Annotated in this window: 21 protein-coding genes and 1 riboswitch; of the genes, 14 read left to right on the top strand and 7 right to left on the bottom strand. The window is 49.7% G+C overall.

Features of this window, described 5'->3' with window-relative positions:
- Positions 1–4: 4 nt before the first annotated feature.
- Genes KNQ09_RS10470 through KNQ09_RS10450 form a run of 5 tightly spaced genes read left to right on the top strand, consistent with a single transcriptional unit; the run spans position 5 to position 4,520 of the window.
- The gene (locus tag KNQ09_RS10470; RefSeq protein WP_214858329.1) at positions 5–625 is read left to right on the top strand and encodes a sugar transferase; all 621 of its coding nucleotides are present in this window, start codon (positions 5–7) and stop codon (positions 623–625) included.
- Positions 606–1,679, top strand: a complete 1,074-nt coding sequence (locus KNQ09_RS10465; RefSeq protein WP_214858328.1) for a lipid II:glycine glycyltransferase FemX — start codon at positions 606–608, stop codon at positions 1,677–1,679. Before KNQ09_RS10470 ends, KNQ09_RS10465 begins: the two co-directional genes overlap by 20 nt.
- Positions 1,676–2,827, top strand: a complete 1,152-nt coding sequence (locus tag KNQ09_RS10460; RefSeq protein WP_251138125.1) for an aminotransferase class I/II-fold pyridoxal phosphate-dependent enzyme — start codon at positions 1,676–1,678, stop codon at positions 2,825–2,827. The genes KNQ09_RS10465 and KNQ09_RS10460 overlap by 4 nt, the downstream gene beginning before the upstream one ends.
- Entirely contained in the window at positions 2,824–3,594 is a 771-nt protein-coding gene (locus KNQ09_RS10455) for a hypothetical protein (protein ID WP_251138124.1), read from the top strand. Before KNQ09_RS10460 ends, KNQ09_RS10455 begins: the two co-directional genes overlap by 4 nt.
- Positions 3,595–3,623: 29 nt before the next feature.
- The gene (locus tag KNQ09_RS10450; protein WP_214858327.1) at positions 3,624–4,520 is read left to right on the top strand and encodes an LCP family glycopolymer transferase; all 897 of its coding nucleotides are present in this window, start codon (positions 3,624–3,626) and stop codon (positions 4,518–4,520) included.
- A gap of 286 nt (positions 4,521–4,806) precedes the next feature.
- Here the strand turns inward: KNQ09_RS10450 and KNQ09_RS10445 are convergent, their stop codons facing one another.
- Both KNQ09_RS10445 and KNQ09_RS10440 read right to left on the bottom strand, forming a co-directional pair.
- Complete coding sequence (locus KNQ09_RS10445) at positions 4,807–5,412, bottom strand: AmiS/UreI family transporter (protein ID WP_214858326.1); 606 nt, start codon at positions 5,410–5,412, stop codon at positions 4,807–4,809.
- A 146-nt stretch (positions 5,413–5,558) separates the two neighbouring features.
- Positions 5,559–6,812: an SH3 domain-containing protein gene (locus KNQ09_RS10440; RefSeq protein WP_214858324.1), complete on the bottom strand. Its 1,254-nt coding sequence runs from the start codon at positions 6,810–6,812 to the stop codon at positions 5,559–5,561.
- 172 nt (positions 6,813–6,984) lie between these two features.
- On the opposite strand from KNQ09_RS10440, the gene KNQ09_RS10435 reads away from it, so the two are divergent.
- Entirely contained in the window at positions 6,985–7,896 is a 912-nt protein-coding gene (locus KNQ09_RS10435) for a Gfo/Idh/MocA family protein (protein WP_214858321.1), read from the top strand.
- 65 nt (positions 7,897–7,961) lie between these two features.
- On the opposite strand, the gene KNQ09_RS10430 is transcribed toward KNQ09_RS10435, so the two are convergent.
- Together KNQ09_RS10430 and KNQ09_RS10425 are read right to left on the bottom strand one after the other, a co-directional pair.
- Positions 7,962–8,582, bottom strand: a complete 621-nt coding sequence (locus KNQ09_RS10430; protein ID WP_214858319.1) for a hypothetical protein — start codon at positions 8,580–8,582, stop codon at positions 7,962–7,964.
- Entirely contained in the window at positions 8,579–9,268 is a 690-nt protein-coding gene (locus tag KNQ09_RS10425) for a hypothetical protein (RefSeq protein WP_064299334.1), read from the bottom strand. Before KNQ09_RS10425 ends, KNQ09_RS10430 begins: the two co-directional genes overlap by 4 nt.
- Positions 9,269–9,399: 131 nt before the next feature.
- Here KNQ09_RS10425 and KNQ09_RS10420 point away from each other — a divergent pair, with 131 nt between their 5' ends.
- Both KNQ09_RS10420 and KNQ09_RS10415 read left to right on the top strand, forming a co-directional pair.
- The gene (locus KNQ09_RS10420; protein ID WP_214858316.1) at positions 9,400–10,473 is read left to right on the top strand and encodes a glycerate kinase; all 1,074 of its coding nucleotides are present in this window, start codon (positions 9,400–9,402) and stop codon (positions 10,471–10,473) included.
- Positions 10,474–10,536: 63 nt separating this feature from the next.
- Positions 10,537–11,106, top strand: coding sequence for a hypothetical protein (locus KNQ09_RS10415; protein WP_214858314.1), 570 nt, complete (start codon positions 10,537–10,539; stop codon positions 11,104–11,106).
- 46 nt (positions 11,107–11,152) lie between these two features.
- Here the strand turns inward: KNQ09_RS10415 and KNQ09_RS10410 are convergent, their stop codons facing one another.
- Positions 11,153–11,632 (bottom strand): glutathione peroxidase, encoded by a 480-nt coding sequence (locus KNQ09_RS10410; protein WP_214858312.1) that lies wholly within the window; start codon positions 11,630–11,632, stop codon positions 11,153–11,155.
- Positions 11,633–11,802: 170 nt separating this feature from the next.
- Between KNQ09_RS10410 and KNQ09_RS10405 the strand changes: the two genes are divergently transcribed.
- The 6 genes from KNQ09_RS10405 to KNQ09_RS10380 all read left to right on the top strand — a co-directional run bounded on the left by KNQ09_RS10405 (position 11,803) and on the right by KNQ09_RS10380 (position 18,066).
- Positions 11,803–11,997, top strand: a complete 195-nt coding sequence (locus tag KNQ09_RS10405) for a hypothetical protein (RefSeq protein WP_029342614.1) — start codon at positions 11,803–11,805, stop codon at positions 11,995–11,997.
- Between the two features lie 241 nt (positions 11,998–12,238).
- A riboswitch (cyclic di-AMP (ydaO/yuaA leader) is annotated at positions 12,239–12,392 on the top strand.
- Positions 12,393–12,613: 221 nt separating this feature from the next.
- Complete coding sequence (locus KNQ09_RS17600; protein WP_071908832.1) at positions 12,614–12,694, top strand: potassium-transporting ATPase subunit F; 81 nt, start codon at positions 12,614–12,616, stop codon at positions 12,692–12,694.
- A gap of 23 nt (positions 12,695–12,717) precedes the next feature.
- Positions 12,718–14,358 (top strand): potassium-transporting ATPase subunit KdpA, encoded by a 1,641-nt coding sequence (kdpA, locus tag KNQ09_RS10395; protein WP_064299336.1) that lies wholly within the window; start codon positions 12,718–12,720, stop codon positions 14,356–14,358.
- Between the two features lie 17 nt (positions 14,359–14,375).
- Complete coding sequence (gene kdpB, locus KNQ09_RS10390) at positions 14,376–16,445, top strand: potassium-transporting ATPase subunit KdpB (protein WP_214858310.1); 2,070 nt, start codon at positions 14,376–14,378, stop codon at positions 16,443–16,445.
- 14 nt (positions 16,446–16,459) lie between these two features.
- The gene (kdpC, locus tag KNQ09_RS10385; RefSeq protein ID WP_034786102.1) at positions 16,460–16,981 is read left to right on the top strand and encodes a K(+)-transporting ATPase subunit C; all 522 of its coding nucleotides are present in this window, start codon (positions 16,460–16,462) and stop codon (positions 16,979–16,981) included.
- Positions 16,978–18,066 carry a universal stress protein gene (locus KNQ09_RS10380; RefSeq protein ID WP_214858307.1) on the top strand — a complete coding sequence of 363 codons (1,089 nt, stop codon included), beginning with the start codon at positions 16,978–16,980 and terminating at the stop codon, positions 18,064–18,066. Before kdpC ends, KNQ09_RS10380 begins: the two co-directional genes overlap by 4 nt.
- 614 nt (positions 18,067–18,680) lie before the next feature.
- On the opposite strand, the gene KNQ09_RS10375 is transcribed toward KNQ09_RS10380, so the two are convergent.
- Together KNQ09_RS10375 and KNQ09_RS10370 are read right to left on the bottom strand one after the other, a co-directional pair.
- Complete coding sequence (locus KNQ09_RS10375; RefSeq protein ID WP_214858305.1) at positions 18,681–22,265, bottom strand: SH3 domain-containing protein; 3,585 nt, start codon at positions 22,263–22,265, stop codon at positions 18,681–18,683.
- A 201-nt stretch (positions 22,266–22,466) separates the two neighbouring features.
- Positions 22,467–24,497: a thioredoxin domain-containing protein gene (locus tag KNQ09_RS10370; RefSeq protein WP_251138123.1), complete on the bottom strand. Its 2,031-nt coding sequence runs from the start codon at positions 24,495–24,497 to the stop codon at positions 22,467–22,469.
- Positions 24,498–25,029 lie beyond the last annotated feature (532 nt).

Below are 25,029 nucleotides of genomic sequence, written 5' to 3'. Positions count from 1 at the left end.
CATCATGAAACGCCTATTCGACTTCACGGTTAGTCTTATCTCCATCCTCATTCTACTTCCTGTTTATGCCGTCGTCGCTTTAGTCATTTACACGAAGCTCGGACGACCGATCTTCTTCAATCAAGTCCGCCCTGGCTATAAGGGCGAGCTGTTCAAAATCTATAAATTCCGCACGATGACGAATGAAACGGATGCCGAGGGGAATCTCCTTCCGGATGCGGACCGGATTCCAGCATCGCTCGAGTGGATCCGTCGCTTAAGCCTTGATGAGATTCCGCAGTTCGTTAATATCCTCCGCGGACAGATGAGTTTCGTCGGACCGCGTCCCTTGCTCGTCAGCTACTTGAACCACTATACGAAGGAGCAGATGACACGTCACGACGTCTTGCCTGGTCTGACAGGCTGGGCACAGATTCACGGTCGCAACGCAACGACGTGGCAACAACGCCTCGAACAAGATCAATGGTATGCGGCGAACCATACGTTCCGACTGGATCTCTACATCCTGCTTAAGACGTTCAAGATGGTCATCTCGTCAGAAGGGAACTCGACGGCTCACCAGACCGGCATGGGTGAGTTCAAGGGTCTCGACGGAGGTGTTCCGCATGATGTCGCTAAGCGATGAACGATTGATTCGAGATCCACGAGAATGGGACGCGCTCGTCGCAACCTATCAACTTGACTGTTACTACGAACATGCTTACTTCGAACTTGCGAAGGAACACGACGAGATTCCTGAATTATTTTATTATCCGACGGAGTTCGGGACATTGATCTATCCGTACTTGCGGCGACCAATTCCAGGAACACTCTTTGAAGACATCACGACGCCATACGGCTACGGTGGTCCTTATTTCACGGGTATCTGGTCACTCGATCAGATTCGCGAAGCCCGCGCGCGATTCGAACAATACTGCCACGAGACCGGCATCGTCACCGAGACGGTTCGTTTCCACCCCTTGCTACACAATCAGGAACTTGGTCAACACTGGTGCCGTCAAACGGATATCTTGCAGCCGACCGTGACACTTGAGCTGACGAATCCGTTCGAGACGATCGAAGGTGGATTCTCGCAAATGACACGCCGCAACATCCGGAAGGCACGCCGCGAAGGGGTCACGATTCGCCTCGGACGTCCGGAAGAGTACCGCGACTTCGCCCGTCTCTACCAGATGACGATGGATAAACACCAAGCCGATGCGCGGTATTACTTTGATCAGACCTACTTCAATCACTTCGCCGAAGGACGGATCAAAAATGTCCTGTTGCTTGCCGAACAAGAGGGACGGATCATCGCTGGATGCATCGTCTTGACAGGTCGCCAGTTCGCACATTATCATCTCGGTGCTTCAGATCCTGCATACTTGTCGCTTCGCCCGAATCACCTATTATTCGCGGAGATGATTCGCTGGGCAAAACAAGCTGGTCTTCAAGCGCTACATCTCGGTGGCGGAACGACACGATCCGATGAGGATAGCTTGCTCGCCTACAAACGATCTTTTGGTGAAGCGAATCGAACGTTTTTCGGACTCGGGACATCGATTCTTGATCCGACGATTTATGACCGACTCGCACAACAAATGAAACGACAACATCCGGAAGTCGAGACAGGACAATGGTTCCCGATCTACCGGACGCCGCTCCGTCAGCTGTCACCTCGAAGGGAGGAAACATCATGAAACACATCCCGCTCTCCATCCCGCACTTAAGTGGCCGAGAAGCACGTTACGTCACGGAAGCACTCGAGACGAACTGGGTCGCACCGCTTGGACCAAACGTCGACGCCTTCGAACGAGAGATGCGCGCCTACACGGGAGCTCGCGCAGCGCTTGCGACGAGCAGTGGTACGGCAGCCATTCACTTGGCACTCGCGACGCTTGGTGTCACGACGGGGGATGACGTCTTCTGTCAGTCCTTGACGTTCATCGCTTCGACGAATCCGATTCGCTACGTCGGTGCCCGTCCCGTCCTGATCGATTCGGAAGAGGAGACGTGGAACATGTCACCCGTCGCACTCCGACGCGCGTTGATCCAAGCGGCAACACGGGGGCGACTTCCGAAAGCCGTCATCGTCGTTCATCTGTACGGCGTTGCAGCGCAAATCGAGGAAATCGCTGCGCTCTGTGAAGAGTACGATGTTCCGTTGATCGAAGACGCGGCAGAGTCACTCGGGACACGCGTCAACGGACGGATGACGGGGACGTTCGGGACGTTCGGGATCTACTCATTCAACGGCAATAAGATCATCACGACGTCAGGCGGCGGAATGCTCGTCGCACATGATCCAGCCTTGATCGAACGCGCCTTCTATCTTGGAACACAGGCACGACAACCGGTCCTCCATTACGAGCATACGGAAGTCGGCTACAACTACCGGATGAGCAACGTCGCTGCTGGGATTGGACGCGGACAGCTCGAAGTAATCGATCAACGCGTCGATGCGCGGCGGAAAATCTTTGATCGTTACGATCGTGCCTTTGCACCGGACGGCGTCATGTCGCAAGTCGAGCAGACCGGAACATTCGCCAACCGTTGGCTCAGTGCTTTCCTCTTACCAGGTGGTCAAGTGCAACGCGACGCGATGATTCAGACGCTACAACAGGCGAATGCCGAGTCCCGTCCGGTTTGGAAACCGATGCACTTACAGCCCGTCTATCGCGATGTACCATTCGTCACAGCAGAAGGGGATGATATCAGCCGTCGCCTGTTTGAAGACGGGATCTGCCTCCCGTCTGCTTCACAAATGACGTTCACCGAACAAGCCGTCGTCATCCGAAACGTTCGTCACGCCTTGCAGACGACCGTACGCCGGAACGTCCAGTCATGAATATATGGGAAGGGGACATCGTCATGCGCGATATGGAGGAAGCGATCCACGCACTCCGTCTCGCTGCGAACGGGAAAAATGAATTGACGGCTAATACCTATTTCCGCTGGCAACTAAACACCACTCATCCAAGCGTCGCGGAAATCCTGATGCTGTTTGGGTCGTGGCAAATCGCCTTGGAACGAGCTGGCATCGGACATGCCCGCTTGACGTTCACGAAGTCGGAAATCATTGATGCTTTGCGTCAGGCACGGGAGGAACTCAATCCTTTTACGAGCGCGACGTACCGCGAATGGGCGCAGCAAAAGCAAGCACCTAGCCTGACGGATATCGTCCATCAATTCAACTCGTGGCAGCAGGCATTGTCAGAAGCAGATATCTTGAAGGAACGCGTCCAGGAAATGGAACAACGGATCATCGAGTCATTACTTGAAGCGCAAGGTGCCTTGCCGGTCTTGACGAGCCAGACCTACACGAAGTGGGCGGCTGGTCAAAATCGTCCGACCGTCGCAACGATTGCCCGCCGGTACGGCTCTTGGTCAAACGCCCTTGAAATCATCGGCATCGAATTCCCGCGGAAACGCTGGCGAGAAGAGGAAGTACTCGACGTACTTGCTACAGCCGCGCAAGAAACGGAAAATCTGACGATCGCAAGTTACCAACGGTTCAGCATCGGTCGTGATGCACCCAGCATCGGTGTCATCACCGCCTTGTTCGGTAGCTGGCGCAATGCGTTGCTCGTACTTGAAGCACAACGACCGTCCTGAATTCAGATCGAAGAAAAGGAGAATGGATGATGAAGAAGTGGAAATGGATCGTATTGACACTGACGGGGATATGCCTGCTCCTTCTCTTCGGTTCAGGCGGATACGTTTATCAAAAAGCGAGTCGGACGATGCAAGAAGTCCAAGTACAGGTCCCCGTCAAAGCGAGCGTCGAGACAGAGAAGGCCGTCGAACAGAAAAAAGGACTCTCGTTTCTCTTACTCGGAGTGGATCAACGAAAAAACGAGACGGGACGCAGTGACACGATCATCGTCGTGACGATTGATCCGAAGACGAATAAGAGCCAGATGATCAGTATCCCACGTGATTTGAAGACCGAAATCATCGGCAATGGATCAAACGATAAGATCAATCATGCCTATGCCTTCGGTGGTCCACAGATGGCACTCGATACGGTCAGTCATCTGCTTGATATCCGACTCGATTATTTCGCAGAAATCAATCTAGACGGATTTACGGATCTCGTTAATGCCGTTGATGGCGTCACCGTCGAGAACGATATCAATTTCTCGTACTATGAGATGCAGTTTCCAAAAGGGGAACTGTCGCTGAACGGGAAGGAAGCACTCGCCTATGCGCGGATGCGCTATGATGATCCACGCGGAGATTTCGGACGACAGATTCGTCAACGGCAAGTCGTTCAGGCGGTCGCTGATAAGATGACGGAGGACTTTTCGATTCGTCGCTTTAATGCCGTCCTGGAAGCACTCGGGAAAAACGTCAAGACGAACGTCCCGTTTTCCGTCACTCGGACCGTTGCGACAGATTACCGAGATGCTTTACGAAATGTCGAGACCTTATCACTCGACGGGAAAGGTGGGATCGAATCGGACGGAATCTACTACTGGCATCCGACAGACAAGTCGTTGAAAGAAGTTCAGGCTCAACTGCAGGAAGCATTAGAATGATGAGAATAACTCAAAAAAACAACATCAGTTCTAATTGATGACGAAACGAACGCTAAAATCATCCTCGCTTTCCTCAGGCGGGAAATCAGCCGCGGCAGCTCGCACTACATGCGATTTGCCGGGTCTGATCCATCCCTGACGAAAGTGCTGATGGCACTTTCTTTTCCTGTAGGAGTCGCGGATGAATGATAGCGTTCTGTATACATCGAACGAAAAGAGGTCCGTTCCCAAAACATGATCGGGAACGAACCTCTTTTCATATTAGCGGCTTAATGCCTTGTATCTATTACGACGACCGGATCGTCCGGAGCATCGAGAATTTCATCATCGTGTAAAGGAAATAGACAACAGTCAGAACAGCAGCGCCGCTCCATAACCACTGGTATGCCGAACTGAAGTAGCCGAATCGAAGCCCGATCAGTGCCGGTACGATCAACGTCAACCAGCTCAAGACGAGGGCAACGCGGGCAGTGATCGCATCAATCGGACGATTCATTCCCATTCCGAGGAAGAACAAGCTCCAGAGCAATGCCCAGAACAACCAGGTCACACCACCGATGATATCATTCGTCGTGAAGCTGACGAACGCATAAAACAATGCGGCAATCGCGACGAACAAGGAAAACCAACCGACCCCGCTCCCGTTGAGATTGAACAAGAACGTGATCCCGACGTAAACGTACGTAAAGGCAAACAGATAGATGCTCGCGTATCCGAACGTTAACGCCGGATCACCAGCGGCACCGATGACGAGATAGGTTGCGATGAACGTCTGCAATAAGCCGGTGATGAGACTGAAGACACCCGCGCTACGGAGATCGACTTTTCCGAACAAGGTCAAACTATTTAAAAAGAGCGCGACGCCCCCAAATAACAAACTGACATTTCCCACGTAAAACTCTCCTTCATTAAGACGTCAGACGTCTGATTCTAAACTTAACTCTAAGATGAATTCGTTTTCAGCGCAAGCATAATTTTAGAGACAAAATGAAAAACAACCTGACTCCCGGAAAGGGAATCAGGTTGTTGATTAAAAGATCATTGGTTCAAGACAGAACGGAGTGTCGTCTCGGTTTGAGACAACGATCCTTTCAGTGTGACAAGACCATATCGCGTCGAGCCTTTTTTGATGAAGAAGACACGTGTGTAGCCAGATTCCGGAGTGTAACCGGTCTTGCTCGCATAAACACGCGTATCACCTGGAAGTGAGGTGTTCGTGTGATACCACGTCAATGTCCGTGCATACGGTCCTTTGACAGTCGTCTGGTATGATTTTCGTCCACTGATGGTCATGAGCGCGCTGTACTTCGCATATGTATTCGCGAGTTTTTGCATATCAGCAGCCGTCGTGTAATGACTTGGATGATAGAAGCCGTGTGGGTTCATGAAATGGCTCGCACTCATCCCGATCGAACGGGCGCGACTGTTCATGTATGAGACGAACTTCGATTCAGAACCTGCTGTCCGGACAGCGATCGCTTTTGCTGCATCATTACCAGAGCGGATCAGCATCCCATTCAAGAGTTGACGCATCGTGACTTTATCGCCAGCACGGAAGCCAGCGACACTGCTACCTGCAGGAACGGATAACATTGAAGACGTCAGGGTGAACGTTTGATCGAGCGTACCTTTACGTGCTGCTTCGTCATACGCGACGATTCCCGTCAACAATTTCGTCGTACTCGCTGGATAACGGCGGACGAAGCTTTCTTTCGTCAATTGATAACTTGACGATCCAAGCTTGAAATACCGCATCGATGCAACCGGATAACTGCCACTCGATGGTTTAGGGCTGCTCGTCGTCACTTTTCGGGCGACTTGGCTAGAGACGTAATAATAATTGACTTTCCCTTTGACTTTATACCAACCGTTCGAGTACGAGACTGCATTGAACTTCGAATTGTAGGATGCGAGTCGTTTGATATTTTTTGATGAGGCCGTGCTTGGTGATGTCCGGACGTTCGCTCCAGCTTTCGAGTAGACGACGATTTTGTACGTCTTCACGGAACTACTCGTTACTTTTTTAGCGACTTGGTTCGATAGATAACGATATGTACCTCCGTCCTTGATCTTATACCAGCCATTCGTATACGAGACGGCTGTGAATTTTGCCTTGTACGCGGCACGTCGGACAATCGTCGCAGACGAGGCTGTACTCGGCTTTGAGCGGATGTTCGCCCCAATTGTCGAAGTGACGACGACTTGGTAACTGGCTGCCTGAGCCGGTATGGCAGGAAGACATAAAGCGAACAATAATAAGAGCGTAAGACTAGTACGGAGCAAGCGCTTCATAAAAACTCATTCCCTCCTTGTTCAAATATGGTTTTATCATAAAACAAAAAAAGGAAATTCACTTCTTTTCAAAAAAAGGAATTCGAATCCTGTAACGAGCCGATTTCCATCTTTTCGTGTCAATTGACGTATCATAGGGAATGTAAGCAACAGAGGAAAAGGAGGAGTTCAGATGAAATTAGCAGTCATTGGTCTAGGGGACATCGCTCAAAAAGCCTACTTACCCGTCTATGCCGAACGATCCGATATCGAGGTGTATCTGATCTCGCGAGATGAAGAGAAAGCAAAACGGTTGCAAGCAGCTTATCGCTTTGCAGGAACATACGCGACGTTTGCTGACGCCGTACAGGAGGGAATCGATGCGGTCATGATTCATTCAGCGACTGTCGTCCATGCGGAGCAAGCACGGCAAGCGCTTGAAGCAGGAATCGCCGTCTACGTGGATAAGCCGGTCTCGATGGAAATCGAAGAGATTCGTGAACTAGCACGACTGTCAGAGGAGAAACAGCTACCGTTCATCACGGGATTCAATCGACGCTTCGCTTCAGCGCATCAGCGCTTGCTTGAGGTCAACGATCCGAATCTCGTCCTCATGCAAAAGAATCGGACTTCGTTCATCGAGGACGCTAAGCCGTTTCTGTTCGACGACTTCATTCATGTCGCGGATACGCTGCGTTTCTTGACAGGGTGCGGTGAGATCGAAGACCTACACGTCAAGAGTAAGCAAGACGCAAGCGGTCTGCATCACGTGACGATTCAATTCGTCTCAAACGGAATCACGGCAATCGGTGTCATGAACCGCAATAACGGCATCACGGAAGAACGCGTCGAAGTGATGGGACCGGAAGAAAAACGAATCGCAACGGACGTGACGACACTCGATCAATTGACGAAACAAGGCACACTTCGGTATCCGCTCGATAACTGGGAAGCGACGCTAAAGCGCCGTGGATTCGTCGATATGCTGGATGCGTTCCTTCGGACGGTCAAAGGGGAACCGTCCGAGTCGGTCGTAGCTTCTGATAGCCTCGCGACACATGAATTATGTCAACAGGTGTATGAGCAAGTTCAAGCAACACGTTAAATTTAAATCATAAAAAAACGCCGCTTCACTCGAGGATTGTCTCAAGTAAAGCGGCGTTTTACTGGTTATTTATCTGACAGTTGTTTGAGTTGATAGATTCGCTTACCGCCTGGTCCTTCGAACGTCATGCGGAGTGTCGAACGGACGAAGCGATAGCTGACTTGTCCTCCAGATAAACTGACACGAGCGGAGAGATCCGGTTCAAAACGAATGATTTCTTCGTCGTTTCGGAGTGCGTCCGGGAGACCGAACTGATCAAAGCGAAGCGTCGCGATGAACGTATCTTGCTCGTCAAAAGAGACATGGATGCGCCCGGTTCCGTCGAACGGCTCATCTTCGAGCGTGCTTCGTTCAACTTCATACGTACCTTCGAACTGTTTGACCTGTTGCAACGTCTCTCTTGCACTGAGGGCAATGGCTTCTGCTCGTTTTCGGACAGGGTGATCCGTTGCGAGTTGAAGACGTTCGATCGCCTCCGCCGTTTTTAAGACATCACGCAGTTGATAACCGGCAAGCTGTCGCTCAAGCTGAACCATTAGCCGAGCAGCCGGTTCGTCGATGTCTTGTTTCGATTGTTCGACGGCGCGGGTGTAAGTTTGCTGTTCGAACTGATCTTGAATTTTGGATGTTTCGGGCGAACACGCCATCAGGAGACAAAGGGGCAGACAGAGGAACACTCGTTTCATGAGGTCACCTCCGTTCGATTGACATCAATGATTTGCAGATGATCCGTATGCACTTTCAAACGATAATGAACGCGGTAGGTCACAGGCTTTGAACCCGTTGCTGTCGCGATTTGGTACGTTTCCTGTGTACGCAAGTGATACGTGGTACCTTTTGACGTAAATTTTTGGAATGTCACGGCAAGAACACTTGGAGCGACAGGGGCATCAGCGGCATTCGTCAATCGCTCGAGATGGTCGAACTCGGATTCGAACACCTTCAAGGTCGTAAACTGGATGGCGGAAAATGTCTCGATGGAATCGTATTTCTTCGAATACGTCGCTAGTTCTGGAATCGTTCGTGTGTATTGGCGGACGAAACGAAGGACATCATAGGACGTCGGAGGCCGATCTTTCGAATACGTTTGATTGTAAGCCGTTTGTTCATCGGACCATTCAGAAAGAGCGAGTGCTTCGACGCTAGGCGTCTGATTGGCTTCCGGCGAAACGGGATCTTTTAACGAATACCACAGGAAACCGGCTCCTCCGACGAGAAAGAGCAAAAGACAGGTGCTAATGAGCCAAGTGCGTGAAGAGGACGGAGCGGGTGGTTCAGCTGGTCGTTCTTTCTTAATGACAGGATGTTGGCAATGAGAACAAGTCGTATCGTGTTGACGAAGTGGTGTACCACATAACGAACAGCGTTCCATGAAATAAGACCTCCTGTGTATGTAAAATGAAATGTCAGATAAGGTAATGGTAATTTAAAATTAGTATCATCGTAACATTAATTGGAAACGCAATCAAAACTTGATATGAGTTTTTTAGGGGGAACGTACAGATGGGACGTCACTTGATTTTGATGGATGCATTCAAAGGGAGTATTTCTTCGAGCGAGGCGGCAGAAGCTGTCGCCTCCGGTATCCGGGCGTATGATCCGACAGCGATCATCGATTCCTTGCCTGTTGCGGACGGCGGGGAGGGAACGCTCGATGTCTATCTTGCACTCGGATATGACGTGAAGACGGCGATGACGATCGATCTAGCAGGTCGTCCGTGTGAAGTAGAATATGCTGTCAAGGGGACAGACGCCGTCATCGAAGTCGCGCGTATTTGTGGACTGCCGATGCGGCGAAGCGAGGATGATCCCGTTCGAATGAATACGCGTGGCGTTGGTCGTTTGATCGAGCAGTTACGCGATCAGGGAATCACGCAGATCCGACTGGCTTTAGGCGGGACTGGTACGACGGACGGAGGACTCGGTTTGCTCGCGGAAGTCGGTTGTCGGCTTGAAGATGCGTCTGGTAATCCGATTTCGTTTCAAACGAATCCGTTACTTGAGACGCATGCTATTCAATGCCCGGCGTATTCTGTTCAACTGGAAGCACTCGTCGATGTGACAGCTCTTTATCATGGTCCAGATGGTCCAGCGTATCTGTTCGGTCCCCAAAAAGGACTGCTTTTAGAAGACATCGTAAAGTTCGATCAGCAACTTGAACGGATCGGGCGGTTACTTGGACTAGAAAATGTTAAAGGAACTGGAGCAGCCGGTGGACTCGGGGGAGCGGTCTATGCGCTGGGCGGCACGATCGTTCCGGGAGCCAAGACGATCCTGCAACATCTTCGCGTAGCAGAGCGGATGGAGCAAGCGGATTATGTTTGGACAGGAGAAGGACGCGTCGACCGTCAAAGTCAAATCGGTAAGTTACCAGGTGAGGTCACGCGGATGGCAAAAGCAGCTGACGTTCCTTGTCTGATCCTTGCTGGAATCGTCGAAGAAAACATGCCGCACGCACTCGATTGTCGCTCGATCCATGCCGGACAAGCAATCACGCTGGAGCGAGAACAGACAATGGCTCGTATGAGCGAACAAACACGTAAGTGGCTCGAGGAACTTTCACTGAAACAGGGATGAAGTCGGAAAAGTTTGGGTAAATAACTGTATATTGCCATACTTTTAGAGAAGGTAGGTCATCGTATGATCAATCAATCGATTCAATTATCGTTTCGCCAAGTCCGAGCACTGGTCGAACATACCCTGCTATTATTCAAAGAGCTCGATCAACAATTAGCAAACCGTGGATACGAACCGGTTCTCCCGGAAGTCGTCCAAACGGAACATGGTCTGAGCATCCATCAGACGAAGGAGAGTGCGGAGTCACTCGTGCCGCACTTTTTAACACGGACGTATGTCCGGCAACAAGAAAAAACGAACCAACATGGATTGCTGATCTCTGTTCAATATACGCATCCGCTCCATGAACGATTCGATCCGATCGTCCTCGTCGGCGATGTTGCGTTCAAGCAAGCAAAACATGCGCAAAAAATCTTAAGTGAAAAGCCGTGGCTCCTGAAATACGCAGCTTTTGAATCTACGATTGCGCAAGAGTTCGTTGCCGATGGTACACGCTATACGACGCAACCGATTGAAGAAATCGAAGAGCTGATCGTCTGGGGGCATCCGTTCACGGAAATGCGCGACATCGATGACGTCAAACGATTGGCGGAAGAGATGATCAGTCGTCATCTCGAGCCGGGGACAACATGAAAATAAGCTTCCGTTCCTTCAAGAGAGAAGGAGGGAAGCTTATTTTTTAGACTTGAACGAGCAATCGTTCAATTGCTGCCGTCAAATCAGTTGGATTCGTTTTTGGTGAGAACCGCGTCACTTCTCCATTACGGGTCACGAGGAATTTTGTGAAATTCCACTCGACGTCTGTTGCACCGTCCGTCGTTGGTGCTTGTGCTTTCAGTTCCTCAAATAACGGATGCGCTTGCTCACCGTTGACATCAATTTTTGAGAAGACGGGGAATGTCACGCCGTAGTTGACTTGGCAGAACGACTGGATCTCCTCGTCCGTTCCCGGATCTTGATTCGCGAACTGATTACATGGGAAACCAAGTACGGTCAACCCTTGCGAACGATAGTCTTGATGCAATTGCTCGAGTCCTTCGAACTGTGGCGTCAAGCCACATTTGCTGGCTGTATTGACGATCAGCCATGCTTGAGCTGGGTAGTCACTTAAGGATGCCGACGTTCCGTCGACGCGTTGAAATGAATGATCTTGTAACATATCGATTCCCCCTTTTTAAGTACTTCTCCAGTGTAACAAATCCGTTTTCTCGTCGTCTTCTATCGTTACTTGCGAGATGACAGAAACATCACAATCGGGTGTCAGCGACGCTTTTTCGATGAATCTTTGTTACGATGAAAAGGAATATGGAAGGAAAGGAGAGATGCCACATGAGAAAAATGTTGAAACAATCGCGGTTCGTTATGATCGCGACGCTTTGTCTCGTCCTGGTCAGTAGTTGTATTACCTTACTGACGCTTGGGTTCGAACGCGATATTGTGATTCTTGTTTCTGGAGTGGTTGCCCTATGGGTGACGATGCTAGCTCCTTTGACGGTCCATGCTAAAATGAATCAGCAATCATAATCATTGTTCGTTCATGAAACCGCGGAACGATTCTCGCTAAAATGGAGCTCCTCCATTTTAGATGAAGGAATCGATTTCTGCGGTTTTTTTTCTTCTATAGCATAGAGGTGAAAAACGCTATTTTTCGAAAGTAAGTCATTAAAAAATCAGACTATTTTTTTTTCAACTTTTCTATTTACAACCCGAAAAAATCGGAGTAATATCCATCTCATCAACGAACACTAACATGTTAATGCTTCGATCTCAAAGTACGCCGAATTCATGATTGAAGCGGGGGACCCAACCGTCACGACACGTGACACGGGGTGAATCCTTTCCGAACGGGAAAGGTAGGGCGAATTCCTAGGTATGCCCGAATCCGACAGCTAACCTCGCAGGCGTTTTTAGGAGGGAACGACTCTTTTTCAGTATGCCAAAGTATAAAGGCGATGCTGGGGCCGTTTATTGCCTCACATCGTCTTTTTGTCGTGTCTAATTGTAAAAATATTGAATAATATGGGGGTAATTTCATAATGGGAGAGCTGTGGAGTATCGTATTGCTTGCCTTCTTCTTCGGTACGACGTTCGGGATGATTCATCTGATCGAACGTGTCCAGTGGAGAGCAGGTGACCGTAAATGACATGGTTTTTACTAGCGACGGGCTGCCTCGTCTTCTTGTATCTAGGTTATTGTCTGATGTATCCAGAAAAATTCTAATCGCATAGGGAGAAAAGAAAAACATGTGGACTCAATTCATGATCCAATTTTGGATCCTACTCGTCATCGCACTTTGCGCGGCGGTCTTGCTTGGTCGCTACATCGGGATATACTTCGCACCTGTCGCAGAGCGTCGAGTCGATAAAATCGGTAAGGTCGAACGACGACTTCTTTTGTTACTCGGCGTCGATGAAAAGAAACACGATCAATCGTGGGTCGGTTACTCGAAAAGTTTGTTGCTTGTAAATATTTTCTTCTTCATCGGTGGTTATTTGCTACTTCGTTTCCAAGGCAGTCTACCCTTGAATCCGAATGGTGCTGTGAATCTCGATTGGTCGACAGCGTTGCATACGACGATCAGTTTCATGACGAACACCGATCAACAACACTATTCAGGCGAGGCACTCTCATATCTCTCGCAAACGTTCGTTCTTGGAACGATGTTGTTCGTCGCTCCAACGATGGCGTTCACGGTTTGTATCGCTGTCATTCGTGGTCTTGCGAACAAACCGCTCGGTAACTTCTATGCCGACTTCGTTCGCTTCATCTTGCGGATCCTGATTCCGATTTCACTCGTGTTCGGGATGGTCATGATCGTCTTCGGTGTACCACAGACGTTCGGAGGGGCGGTCAGCGTCACGACGCTCGAAGGAGCGAAGCAGTTGATTTACCGTGGACCGGTTGCTGCGTTTGAAGTCATCAAACAGCTCGGGAACAACGGTGGTGGTTTCTTCGGTGTCAATGGTGCTCATCCATTCGAGAACCCGAACCAATTCGTCAACTTCATCCAGATGTTCTTGATGCTACTGATTCCGATGTCTCTTCCAATCGCATACGGAAAAATCATCGGTTCCGCGAAACAAGGACGACTGTTCCTTGGAGTCATGACGCTTCTCTTCATCATGATGACGGTCGGGATGGCAGGGAGCTTACTTGCGAATCCAACGGCACATGGTCAGGAATTACGGTTTGGTCAAATCGGAACGGCGCTCTACAGTTCGATTACGACGGCAGCTGAAACCGGTGCGGTCAACGCGATGCACGACTCACTGCATCCACTTGCTGGATTGATCCAACTCGGCAATATGATGCTCAACGTCGTTTACGGTGGAGCAGGTGCGGGATTCCTGAACGTCTTGCTTTACGCCTTCGTCGCAGTCTTCCTGACAGGTCTCTTGATCGGTCGGACACCGACGTTCCTCGGGAAGAAAATCGAGACGTTCGAAGTGAAGATGATCGCGATCGCGCTGCTCGTGCCGCCATTCCTGATTCTCGTCGGAACGGCAATCTCGATGTACGCTGCACCAGGCGTCGCCGGCATCTCGAACCCAGGTTATCACGGACTGTCGCAAGTCTTGTATGAGTTCACATCTGCGACGGCGAATAATGGATCCGGTTTTGAAGGACTCGGCGACGCAAACGTCTACTGGAACGTCTCGACGTCATTCGCGTTGTTCTTCGGACGCTACATCCCATTGATCTTGATGCTTGCAATCGTAGGTTCGCTTAAAGCGAAGCAATCGGTTCCGCAAGATGAATTTTCGTTTAAGACAGACACACCACTCTTCGGAACAGTCTTCCTCGGTACGGTCGTACTCGTCGGTGCATTGACATTCTTGCCAGTGCTCGTACTTGGACCAGTCGCGGATTGGCTGACGATGTGAACAGGAGATAAAAGCATATGATGGAACGAATCATGCATCCGACGCCCGAGGAACACCAACCGAACGGGGAGCCGGAACACCAAACGAAGTCAGCAATCAGTGGCTCGATCGCGCGTCAAGCGACGATCGATGCCTTCAAAAAATTAAATCCCGTCAATATGGTCAAACAACCGATCATGTTCGTCGTCTGGATCGGCTGCTTGCTCGCGATCGGCTATACGATCTTCATTGACGAGATGCGTGGCTTTAACTTAACGGTCAGTATTATCCTCTTCCTGACGGTCTTATTCGCGAACTTCGCGGAATCGATCGCTGAAGGACGCGGGAAAGCCCAAGCGGACTCACTGAAAGCTTCAAAAGCAGATGTCATGGCACGCAAACGTGTCGGACAACTGATTCAAAGCGTTTCGTCTGCGACTCTTCGGAAGGGCGATATCGTCTTCGTCCGAGCAGGGGAGTATGTACCGGGTGACGGTGAAATCATCAAAGGACTTGCTTCGATTGATGAATCAGCGATCACCGGTGAATCCGCACCTGTCATCAAAGAAGCGGGTGGTGATTTCTCCTCGGTCATCGGCGGCACACTCGTCGTCAGTGACGAGATCGAAGTCCGAATCACAAGCAATCCAGGTGAGTCATTCCTCGATCAGATGATTGCCCTCGTTGAAGGCGCAAGTCGTCAAAAGACACCGAACGAACTCGCGTTATCAACGCTCTTGACGAGCTTGACATTGATTTTCTTACTTGTCGTCATGACACTACCTATCTTTACGAACTACCTTGGATTTGATCTGTCAGGTCCAATCTTGATCGCCTTACTCGTCTGTTTGATTCCGACGACGATCGGTGGCTTACTGTCAGCAATCGGAATCGCCGGGATGGACCGAGTCACCCGCTTCAACGTCATCGCGATGAGCGGGAAAGCGGTCGAAGCAGCAGGCGATATCCAGACGATCATCCTGGACAAAACAGGAACGATCACGTTCGGTAACCGGATGGCGTCGGAGATCACGCCAGTCGGTGAGAGTACTGCTGAGCAGGCGTTCGAGGGGGCGATCCTCGCCTCACTCGCTGATGAGACACCAGAAGGACGTTCTGTTCTTGAACTCGCTGAACTTCGCGCGATGCCGGTGGAACAACACTGGTTAGATGGCGCAGAGATCGTACCGTTCCGCGCAGAGACACGAATGTCCGGACTCGACTTAAGAGATGGTCGCCGCGTACGTAAAGGGGCAGGGCAAGCGATTCAAGAATGGGTCAAGGAGCAAGGCGGCGCCATTCCGAATGATTTACAAGAGAAAGTAGATGCGGTTTCTCGTCTTGGTGGCACACCACTCGTCGTTGCGATCGACGCAACGATCCTTGGCGTCATCTATTTGAAAGATACGGTGAAACCGGGCATGCGTGAACGATTTGATCGACTGCGTGAGATGGGTATCAAGACGGTCATGTGTACGGGTGACAACCCGTTGACGGCAGCAACGATTGCCCGCGAAGCAGGCGTCGATGATTTCGTTGCCGAATGTAAGCCGGAAGATAAAATTCGTGTCATCCAGCAGGAACAAGCAGCCGGTCACCTCGTCGCCATGACAGGAGACGGGACGAATGATGCACCAGCACTCGCTCAAGCCGATGTCGGCCTCGCGATGAACAGTGGGACGCAAGCTGCAAAAGAAGCAGCGAACATGATTGACCTTGATTCGAACCCGACGAAGATCATCGAAGTCGTCGAAATCGGGAAACAGCTCTTGATGACACGGGGTGCCTTGACGACGTTCTCGATCGCAAACGATGTCGCGAAATATTTCGCGATCATCCCAGCAATGTTCATGGTGGCGATTCCACAGATGGAAGTGCTCAATATCATGCGACTTGATTCCCCGACGAGTGCAATCTTGTCTGCCTTGATCTTCAATGCGATCATCATTCCGATGTTGATTCCGCTTGCGATGCGAGGGGTTACCTACAAACCGATGACGGCGGATCAATTACTCGGTCGTAACTTACTGATCTATGGTCTTGGCGGTGTCGTCGTTCCATTCATTGGGATTAAAATCATCGATGTCTTGCTTGCAAGCATCCTCTAAGGAGAAAACGAATCATGAAACAAGCCATTCGTGTGACGGTCTTCGTCGCAGCGTTATGCGGGATTGTCTTTCCCGCTTTATTGACCCTGTTCGGTCAACTACTCGTACCGGATAAAGCTGAAGGTTCTTTAGTACAAGAAAACGGAAAATTCATCGGATCGGAATTGATCGCCCAGCCGTTCACGTCGAAACAGTATTTTCACGGACGTCCATCAGCGGTCGATCAATTAGCGGGAGCGTCTGCTGGGGATAACCTAGCAGCATCGAACCCGGAGCTTGGCACGAAGATGGCGGAATTACAGAAACAGAACCAAGTGGACGGCGCTTCGCTTCCGGACGATGCCCTCGTGACATCCGGTTCTGGCTTCGATCCGCACATCTCAGTCGATTATGCTTTGGTTCAGGCGAAGCGTATCGCAACCGCGCGCGACCTGTCACGTGAAGAAGTACGGAAATTGATCACGAAGGAAGCAGGAACACATGATTACGTTAATGTCCTGCGCTTGAACTTAGCACTTGATCGGAGTAAGTCATGACACGAGGAAAGCTGAAGCTGTACATCGGCTCAGCTCCTGGTGTCGGAAAGACGTATAAGATGCTTGCCGATGCACGAGCATTGACGCTTGAAGGCAAGGATGTCGTCATCGGTCTGATTGAGACGCATGGTCGAAAAGAGACGGCGGAGATGGTCGGGCAACTCGAACAAGTTCCGCTACTTGAAGTCGTCTATAAGGACAAGACATTCCCTGAGGTGAACGTGGACGCGATCATTGCCCGTCGCCCGGATATCGTACTGATCGATGAACTGGCGCATACGAATGCGCCAGGATCGGTACGAAAGAAACGCTATCAAGATGTCGCAGCACTGCTTGAAGCAGGAATTAATGTCTATTCGGCCGTCAACATCCAGCATTTCGAAAGCTTGCTCTTTAAGGTCAAAGAAGTGACGGGCGTCGAGGTTCGGGAACGCATCCCGGATCCGTTTCTCGGTGAAGCCGATGAGATTCTACTCGTCGACGTCACGCCACAGACGTTACGGGAACGACTCGAGCAAGGAAAGATCTATAAGAAGGAAAAGATTGAACAGAGCTTAAATTCGTTCTTCTCGCTTCAGAATCTTGCGAGCTTACGTGAGCTATCGTTACGTCAGGTCGCGGACGAAGTCGACGATCAAGTCTATCAATCACGCTTGTTGATTGAAAAGGATCCGGCGTCGCTACAAGAACGGATTCTCGTCTGTATCCAGCTCAATGACAACGCGCGGAAGTTGATCTATCGCGGCTTTCGCATGGCAAGTCGTCTAAAAGCGGATCTTTATGTGCTGACGATTTTACCGGCAGCGGAAAATCAATTGAATGCGAAACAAAAAGAAGTCTTAGCGATGGTACGCGAGAGTGGTTCCTTGTTCGGAGCAGAAGTTCTGATCCGAATCCAAGGGGAGCGCTCGATCGCCCAAGCAATCACGGCAGCTGCCAAGCATCATCGCATCACCCAAATCGTCCTCGGTCAATCTGCACGGACCCGTTGGCAGGAAGTCCGGCGTGGATCGATCATCAATGAAATCATGCGTCATGTCCGCGGGATCGATATTCAAATCGTTGCCGATGACATGGAACGCTAGGGGAGCCCTTCCGCGTAAATGCAGGGGTTCTCTTCGTATCATTCATGAATAACAGTACTTCGTAGTATTATGGAGTACCGTTCATATGAAGGCAGAGTGTAGTTTTTCTCTTAGTGAGAAAGATTGCACTTTTTTGTTCACCTCGCATCGTTTTCCTGGGACAAGCATCGCGCCGCTTCACTTCGTTGCAGGGTCGCTCTTGCTTGTTTTTCCCTAGGAAGCGATGTCGAGTGAACAAATAGCGTTTTTTTCTTCCAGGTATAGAAAGTAGAAACGAAGAAGGAAAAGGACTACTTTGTCCGTAAAAATGATGCGATTATCGATTTCATTTCGCTATGTTTTAGTAGGACGCAACCGTACATCGTTGACTCCTACAGGAAAAGGAAGTGCGGTTAGCGCTTCCGTCAGGGATGGGTGAGACCCGACAAATCGCATGGAGTGCGAGATGTCGCGGCTTACCTCCCGCCTGTGGAAAGCGAGGATGTCGGGAACGTCTGTCATAAAAACGAGAGTGACGTCATTTACTTTTCAATGAATAAACATTACGAAAAAGGAGTAGTCTTTCTCTATCAAGAGAAGAACTACTCCTTTGCGTGTATGTTTTTAACTATCCCTTAACGAGCGAAGACCGGAATATCGAAGGTTGCTGTATAGCTATCCATCTGTTGATAGAGTGAATAGATCCGTGACGTCTGTTTGACGGCCCATCCCATGTCTGTTGCGTACTGATGGCTACCAGGGCGCATCGGACTCCAACGCATTTTGTAAAGCGTATTTTGTCCATAGACATTGTGGATGTACTTCGTGCTGATGAATTCAGCACCACCGACAATCGCGGCTTCCGGAGTGAACCAACCTTGACTGTACGCATAAGCAGCACCGGTGTTGATTGCATCGTAATCATATGCACCAATGCCGTACATGTTGTAGACTTTGCGTCCATTCCATGTCACACCCATCGCAAGTGTTGATTTTCCGTTTCCTGTCTCAAGTAAAGCGTGGGAGATCAAGTAAGCTTCGTTGACGCTGTACTTTTGACCAGCATCGATGAACGCTTGACCACAACTACCATTGCTACATTTGTTGAAGATTCCTTCACCTTTCGTCACGTTCGCTAACATCTTATCGAGTGTCGCAGGTGTCGCACCTGTTGTTTTCGATAGATCAAGGAACTGATAGAAGTCTGAAGAATTTCGGTCGACCTTGAGTGGATCAGCAGCGTTACGGACATCTGTTTCGAGTGCATTCAACCATTGGATCGTCGAATAATTCGTTGCGTTCGAATAGACACGTGGGTACGTCGTATAGAAGCCACTGACGGATTGATAGACACGAATCATCCGACCAGGCTGGAATTGACCATAGACGTGACTGGCAGTCGAAGCGCCTGAACGAATGTTGAGCGGTGTCGTCGCTGTGACAGTCGCAATCGTTCCGTTGACGGGATCAAGTGCACCACCGAGGCGGACGTAACCCGTGCTGACGTACATCAATTTGTTTTTGTAGATATCCGTTTGCGGTGGTGGATTTAGTTTCATCTGTGCGCTGATGAAGCTATCGAACGTATACGGTGTCGCGACGGAGTTATAGACGTTTAATTTAGAAGAAGTCGTCACGAACGCCCCCTTATATGCATATCCACTTTTGCCATCGTAGGAAATCTTATACCAATCACCGATTTGACCAGAGACGGTGACGACGAGATTTTGAGGAATCGTCTTAATGACATTGTATGAGCTACCGACGTAAGAGCGTAAAGCCACGTTTGATGTAGCCCGTACGTACAATTTTTGTTTTGCTTCGTATTTGATCGATGACGTATTTTGACCAGTCCGGATATAACCCGTTTTGCCATCAATCGTCACTTTATGCCACGAGGTGTTCGTGTACGATGTGATCAAAGAAGATGTGTAATAGACATTTCCGAACGAGAGTGTCGTTATAGTTGCTGCTTGATCGTCCGGTGCTTGTTTGACGACAAGTGATTGATTCGCCAAGAAACGTGCACCCGTAATCTTTTTCGTTTCCGTGTACGGTGTCAGTGTTGATTTTAAGACGTAACCGTTTTTACCAGCGTAGCTGATTTTTAACCACTGATCGAGACTACCTGTTACTTGAACGACGGCTGCTTTTGGCAGCTTCGTCACCGTCGCATAAGCTGAACCGGCATCCGACTGGAGTGTCGTATCCGTCGTTGCTTGATAGCGGTGGTTATTGACGCTTTCATATGTGACAGGTGAGCCTTGATTGATTTGAATGTAACCGGTTTTTCCGTCAACCGTCAGGCGATGCCATTGCTCTGAACGACCAGTCGTGACGACTTGATTCGTCGTGTAGACGTCTCCAGAAGAGAGGCGAACGAGAGTGTCAGCTGTCGCTTGGTGCGATGTTTTTACTTCGACGGTACGCCCAAGGCGATAAGAAGAAGATGGAATCGATTGCGTCATGACTTTTTCCTTAGCGTAACGTGAAGCGATATAACCTGTTTTCCCGTTGTACGTCACACGATACCAATCATCGATCATTCCAGTGACCGTGATGCTCGTACCAGAAGGAATCGTTTTGACGGTCGCGTAAGTGTTTCCAGCATATGAACGTAGAGGAGTCGAAGTCATCGTCTGCATGACGATCCGGTCCGATTGATAACGAACGCTCTTGCCTTGACCGACAGGAATGTAGCCTGTCTTTCCATCCTTGCTCACACGATGCCATTGCTGACCGTTTGACGTCACGAGTTGTGTCGTGTAGTAGATGTCACCGCTCTGTAGTGTTTCAAGCGTGGATGCTTTTGCATCTGGTGAAGATTTAATGGAAACTGCTTTTTCAAGCTCAAAGCGTGCCCCTGCAATTTTCTGCTTCGTTGCAAGCGTCGTAAAGGTGCTAGAAGCAGCATATCCCGTTTTACCGTTATAACTGACCCGGTACCAATTACCGATCCGTCCGGAAATCTTGATGACCGTATTGCTCGGGATCGTTTGTACTGTTGCATATGATGGACCTGCATACGAGCGGATCGTTGTTGCGGCTGTCGTTTTCAATGAAAGGTTTGATTGTGACTCGTAAGCGATAGGTGTTGCCTGATTCGCTAATACGAAGCCGGTTTTACCTTCCTTCGATACTTGATACCATGTTTCACCGAGTGGATTCGTCACACGTGTCTTCGTGTAGTAGACGTTTCCGGCACTTAGTGTCGCAAGTGTTTTTCCGTTTGTTGCAGGTGTCGTCTTGATGGCGAGTGATGCTGTCAACAGGAAGCGTGAAGACGGAAGCTTCGTCTTTTCTGTGTACTCTGCCAATGTAGCGGATAAGACATAACCCGTCTTACCAGCGTATGTGACTTGATGATACGTTGCCGTCTTAGCGCTTGATGTGACAATCGTGCCCTTCGGAAGACTGGCTAAGCTGTTCTTCGGTTCCGCTTGATTGTAAAGGGGTGTCGCACTTTTCGTCTGATACCGTGTTTGTGGGATCAGGGTCACACTTTGCTTTTCAGAAGAGGCGAACGCATCTTGATGCATGTAACCTTTTTTCCCATCGTACTGGACGCTGACCCAGTCCTCGATCCGACCGACGATTTTGACGTCTTTTCCAGATGGAATGGTCTGAACTTTTGGATAGCCTGTTCCAGCGTATTGGCGCAAGATATAAGCGTCGACCGTTCTTGACGTCGTGTTCGTCACCTTTTTATAGGCAACTGCTTTTGCACCAGCAGCGACATAGCCCGTCTTCCCGTCATATTTGACGCGGTACCATGTTTCGCCATATGGATTTGTCACACGTTGTGACGTGTAGTACACATCCTCTTCGTTCAACGTACCGATCGTCACTGCAGTATCCACTGCCGTCTTTTTGATCGGTGTTTTTTTGAGGACGAGGTAGCGCTGTCCAGAAACGGTTTGTTTCTTTTCGTACAGCGTGAGGTATTTCGACGCGACATATCCCGTTTTTCCAGCGTATGTCACTCTTCTGAATGCGCCAGAAGCATACGTGGATGAAACGACAGTTCCGGTCTTGATCGTCAACAAGCGTTTCCGAGAAGATGCCGTCTTGTCGTACAGATAACTATCGGTAGACAGACGGTAGGTCGTCGCTTTCGTCGTCGCTGCTTCAGCTACGGGTAAAGATGTTAAAACGATGCTGAAAACGATGAGAAAGCTCGCGAACACCTTCAAGGTCTTCGAGAATGATGTCGTGTTCAAAGTATCTTTCCTCCTAGTAGATATTCGTCCGGATGGACGGAATCGGCTTCTAGGATGTCTAAGTCTAAGTTGTGGAATCTATTGCCTATCCTTACTATCGACAATATCGGATTTTTATGAATAAGATATTGAATTATTTTGAAAAAAGGGATCTGGTTTTTTGAAAAACCCTCCTGTTTGTTTAAACAAGAGGGGAAATGATCAGATGTTGAGACGAGCGAGGAGTTCTGTCAGATTCGTCGTTGGTCGTTCACACGAAAAATCATGACAGAGATAAGCGGTAGGTACGTTGGGTTCAGGATAATCTGCGAGCAGTGGGACAAGCGGTAGAAGATCACGTTTCGTCCCAATCAATAAGGCGACTTCCGGTAAGCGCATCTGTTGCAGTTGATTGATTTCGATTGGGATTTCCGACTCTTCAGGAATCAAGATGATCAATTCCTTCGGTTCCATCTGCCGATAGGTGAACGTACTGACAAGTGAGGCGAAGCCCGTTGGTTGTTGCTCGACTTCTTCTACTAATGCCGTAAGAGCCCGTTCGGCACTTTCCTGATAGACGAGACGCCCGGTGAGGCGACTGAGCGTGAAGAAGGCATGCAAGGCAACGCTATTTCCAGCCGGTGTGACCCCATCATACAGATCAAGTGGACGAACGAGTAGCTCGTCGGAGCGTGAAGATGTCAGATAAAAATAGCCATCTACTGTCTGGAACTGATCTTGTAGCACATCTGCAAGTACTAAAGCTTCCTCTAGATGAAGCGCTCGTCGTGTCGATTGAAACAGTTCAAGATGTGCGTCAATCAAATAAGCATAGTCATCGAGGAATCCGTGTCCGGTCGCTTGTCCTTCGCGGTAATGAACGGCAAGTTGCTGTTCGGTACGAACGAATCGTTCAAGTGATGTCATCGCACGCGTTGCGACACGTGTATAATGCGGTTCATTAAAGATGCGACCGGCTTTAGCGAACGTCGAGATCATCATCGCGTTCCACGATGTCAAGCGCTTATCGTCACGAAATGGACGCGGACGTTCATTTCGCGCACGAAGAAGAAGCTGGCGCTCGCGTTCGAGTTGCGCCGCTGTCTCAGCAGGCGACAAGTGAACAGAACGTGCGAATGCCTCGAGTGTTCGTCCCGTCCGGTAAAAGACGTTTCGTCCTTCGAAATTTCCTGATGGTGAAGCATGGTAAAAGTGCGGGAACAGTGCGTCTGGTCCGAGTAAGTCCGTCAGTTCAGTTGCTGTGAACGTATAATAGTGTCCTTCACCGCCTTCACTATCTGCATCTAGTGCGGCGTAGAAGGTACCGTCCGGGGCAGTCATCTCATGCTCTGTGAACGATAGGACTTCTTCCGCGTAACGTCGGAAGCGGATTTGTCCGGTCACTTGATACGTCTCGATGCATAAGGTCGCGAACCAAGCATTGTCGTACAGCATTTTCTCGAAATGAGGAATCTGCCACTCGGCATCGACCGTATAGCGGAACAAACCGTAGCTGACTTGATCGGTCATCCCACCGTCACGCATCGCGATCAATGATCGCATGACCATATGGAGCGCCGTCTCGTCTTCCGCGTATTGATAATAATCAAGCAAGAAACGAAGCAGGGCTGGCGACGGAAACTTCGGTGCCCCGCCGAATCCACCGTGTTGACGGTCAAATTGGCGCATCGCTTGATCAAACGTCTCGTGAATGATGGATTCATTCCAAGTACTAGTAGCCGCTGTAGGCTGCAATACGTCGCGAAGCGTTTGCGACATGTTCTGACCGACTTGTGCGATTTTTTCTGGTGAACGGCGGAATTGCTCGCTTAGCTGAAGCGTCACCTGACGAAAACTCGGGCGGTTGAACTGAGGCGTCTTCGGAAAATACGTACCGATATAAAACGGTTGCTGGTCCGCTGTCATGAAGACGCTCAGTGGCCAGCCGCCTTGTCCGTTCATGACTTGAGCCGCCGTCATGTAGACATGGTCAATGTCAGGACGTTCTTCCCGGTCGACCTTGATTGCGATGTAGCGTTCGTTCAAGAGGCGTGCCGTTTCTTCATCCTCGAAGCTTTCGTGAGACAGCACATGGCACCAATGGCACGTCGAGTAACCAATCGATAAAAAGATCGGCTTGCCGCTTTCCCGAGCGGCAGTGAAGGCGTCTTCGCCCCACGGGTACCAATCGACAGGCTGATGAGCGTGTTGCAATAGGTAGGGACTCGTTTCATGGATAAGTCGATTCGACATGATGGATTTCCCTCGTTTCTTCTATAGTAATGAGTCCTCTTCACGATACTCGGCTTTTACGGCAGGTGCAACTCCAATTCTGAGACAGGAGAAAACGATTTTTCAAAAGAAAGATTGACTTTATAAAAGAAAGTGTGATAGATTAATATAAGTCATGAATCGGGGATGATCACTCATGTGAGAATCTTCAATCCATATCATACAATTAAATCGACAGGTCAGGATTTTTAGACCGCTACTGACAAATGAGTCAGACATAAGTCATCGCTTTTATTTTGTCCTTCTTCATACTACGAGGAGAAGTTGACCCAGCAAGATAAACCTTCCAATCGATACTTTTCCGCTCATTCCCGAGCTATTTCTAAAAATCCCAGTATCATGCGTCCGTTGCAGACGCATCACGATTCTTGCTAAAATGCTTGATTCAGCTGGCGCGGCCAAGGAGCCGTAACAACGAAAGAGAGGTAGGGCTTTCGTCGTTTCAGGTGTTTTGATCACCTGTAATCCTCGATTCTCATGACAACCAAAACAA

Source organism: Exiguobacterium sp. s191 (assembly GCF_018618955.1).
In the GTDB taxonomy this organism is placed as follows: Bacteria; Bacillota; Bacilli; order Exiguobacteriales; family Exiguobacteriaceae; genus Exiguobacterium_A; species Exiguobacterium_A abrahamii.
The sequence above is the reverse complement of the archived record's forward strand: the minus strand, read 5'-3'. Positions and strand labels throughout refer to the sequence as shown.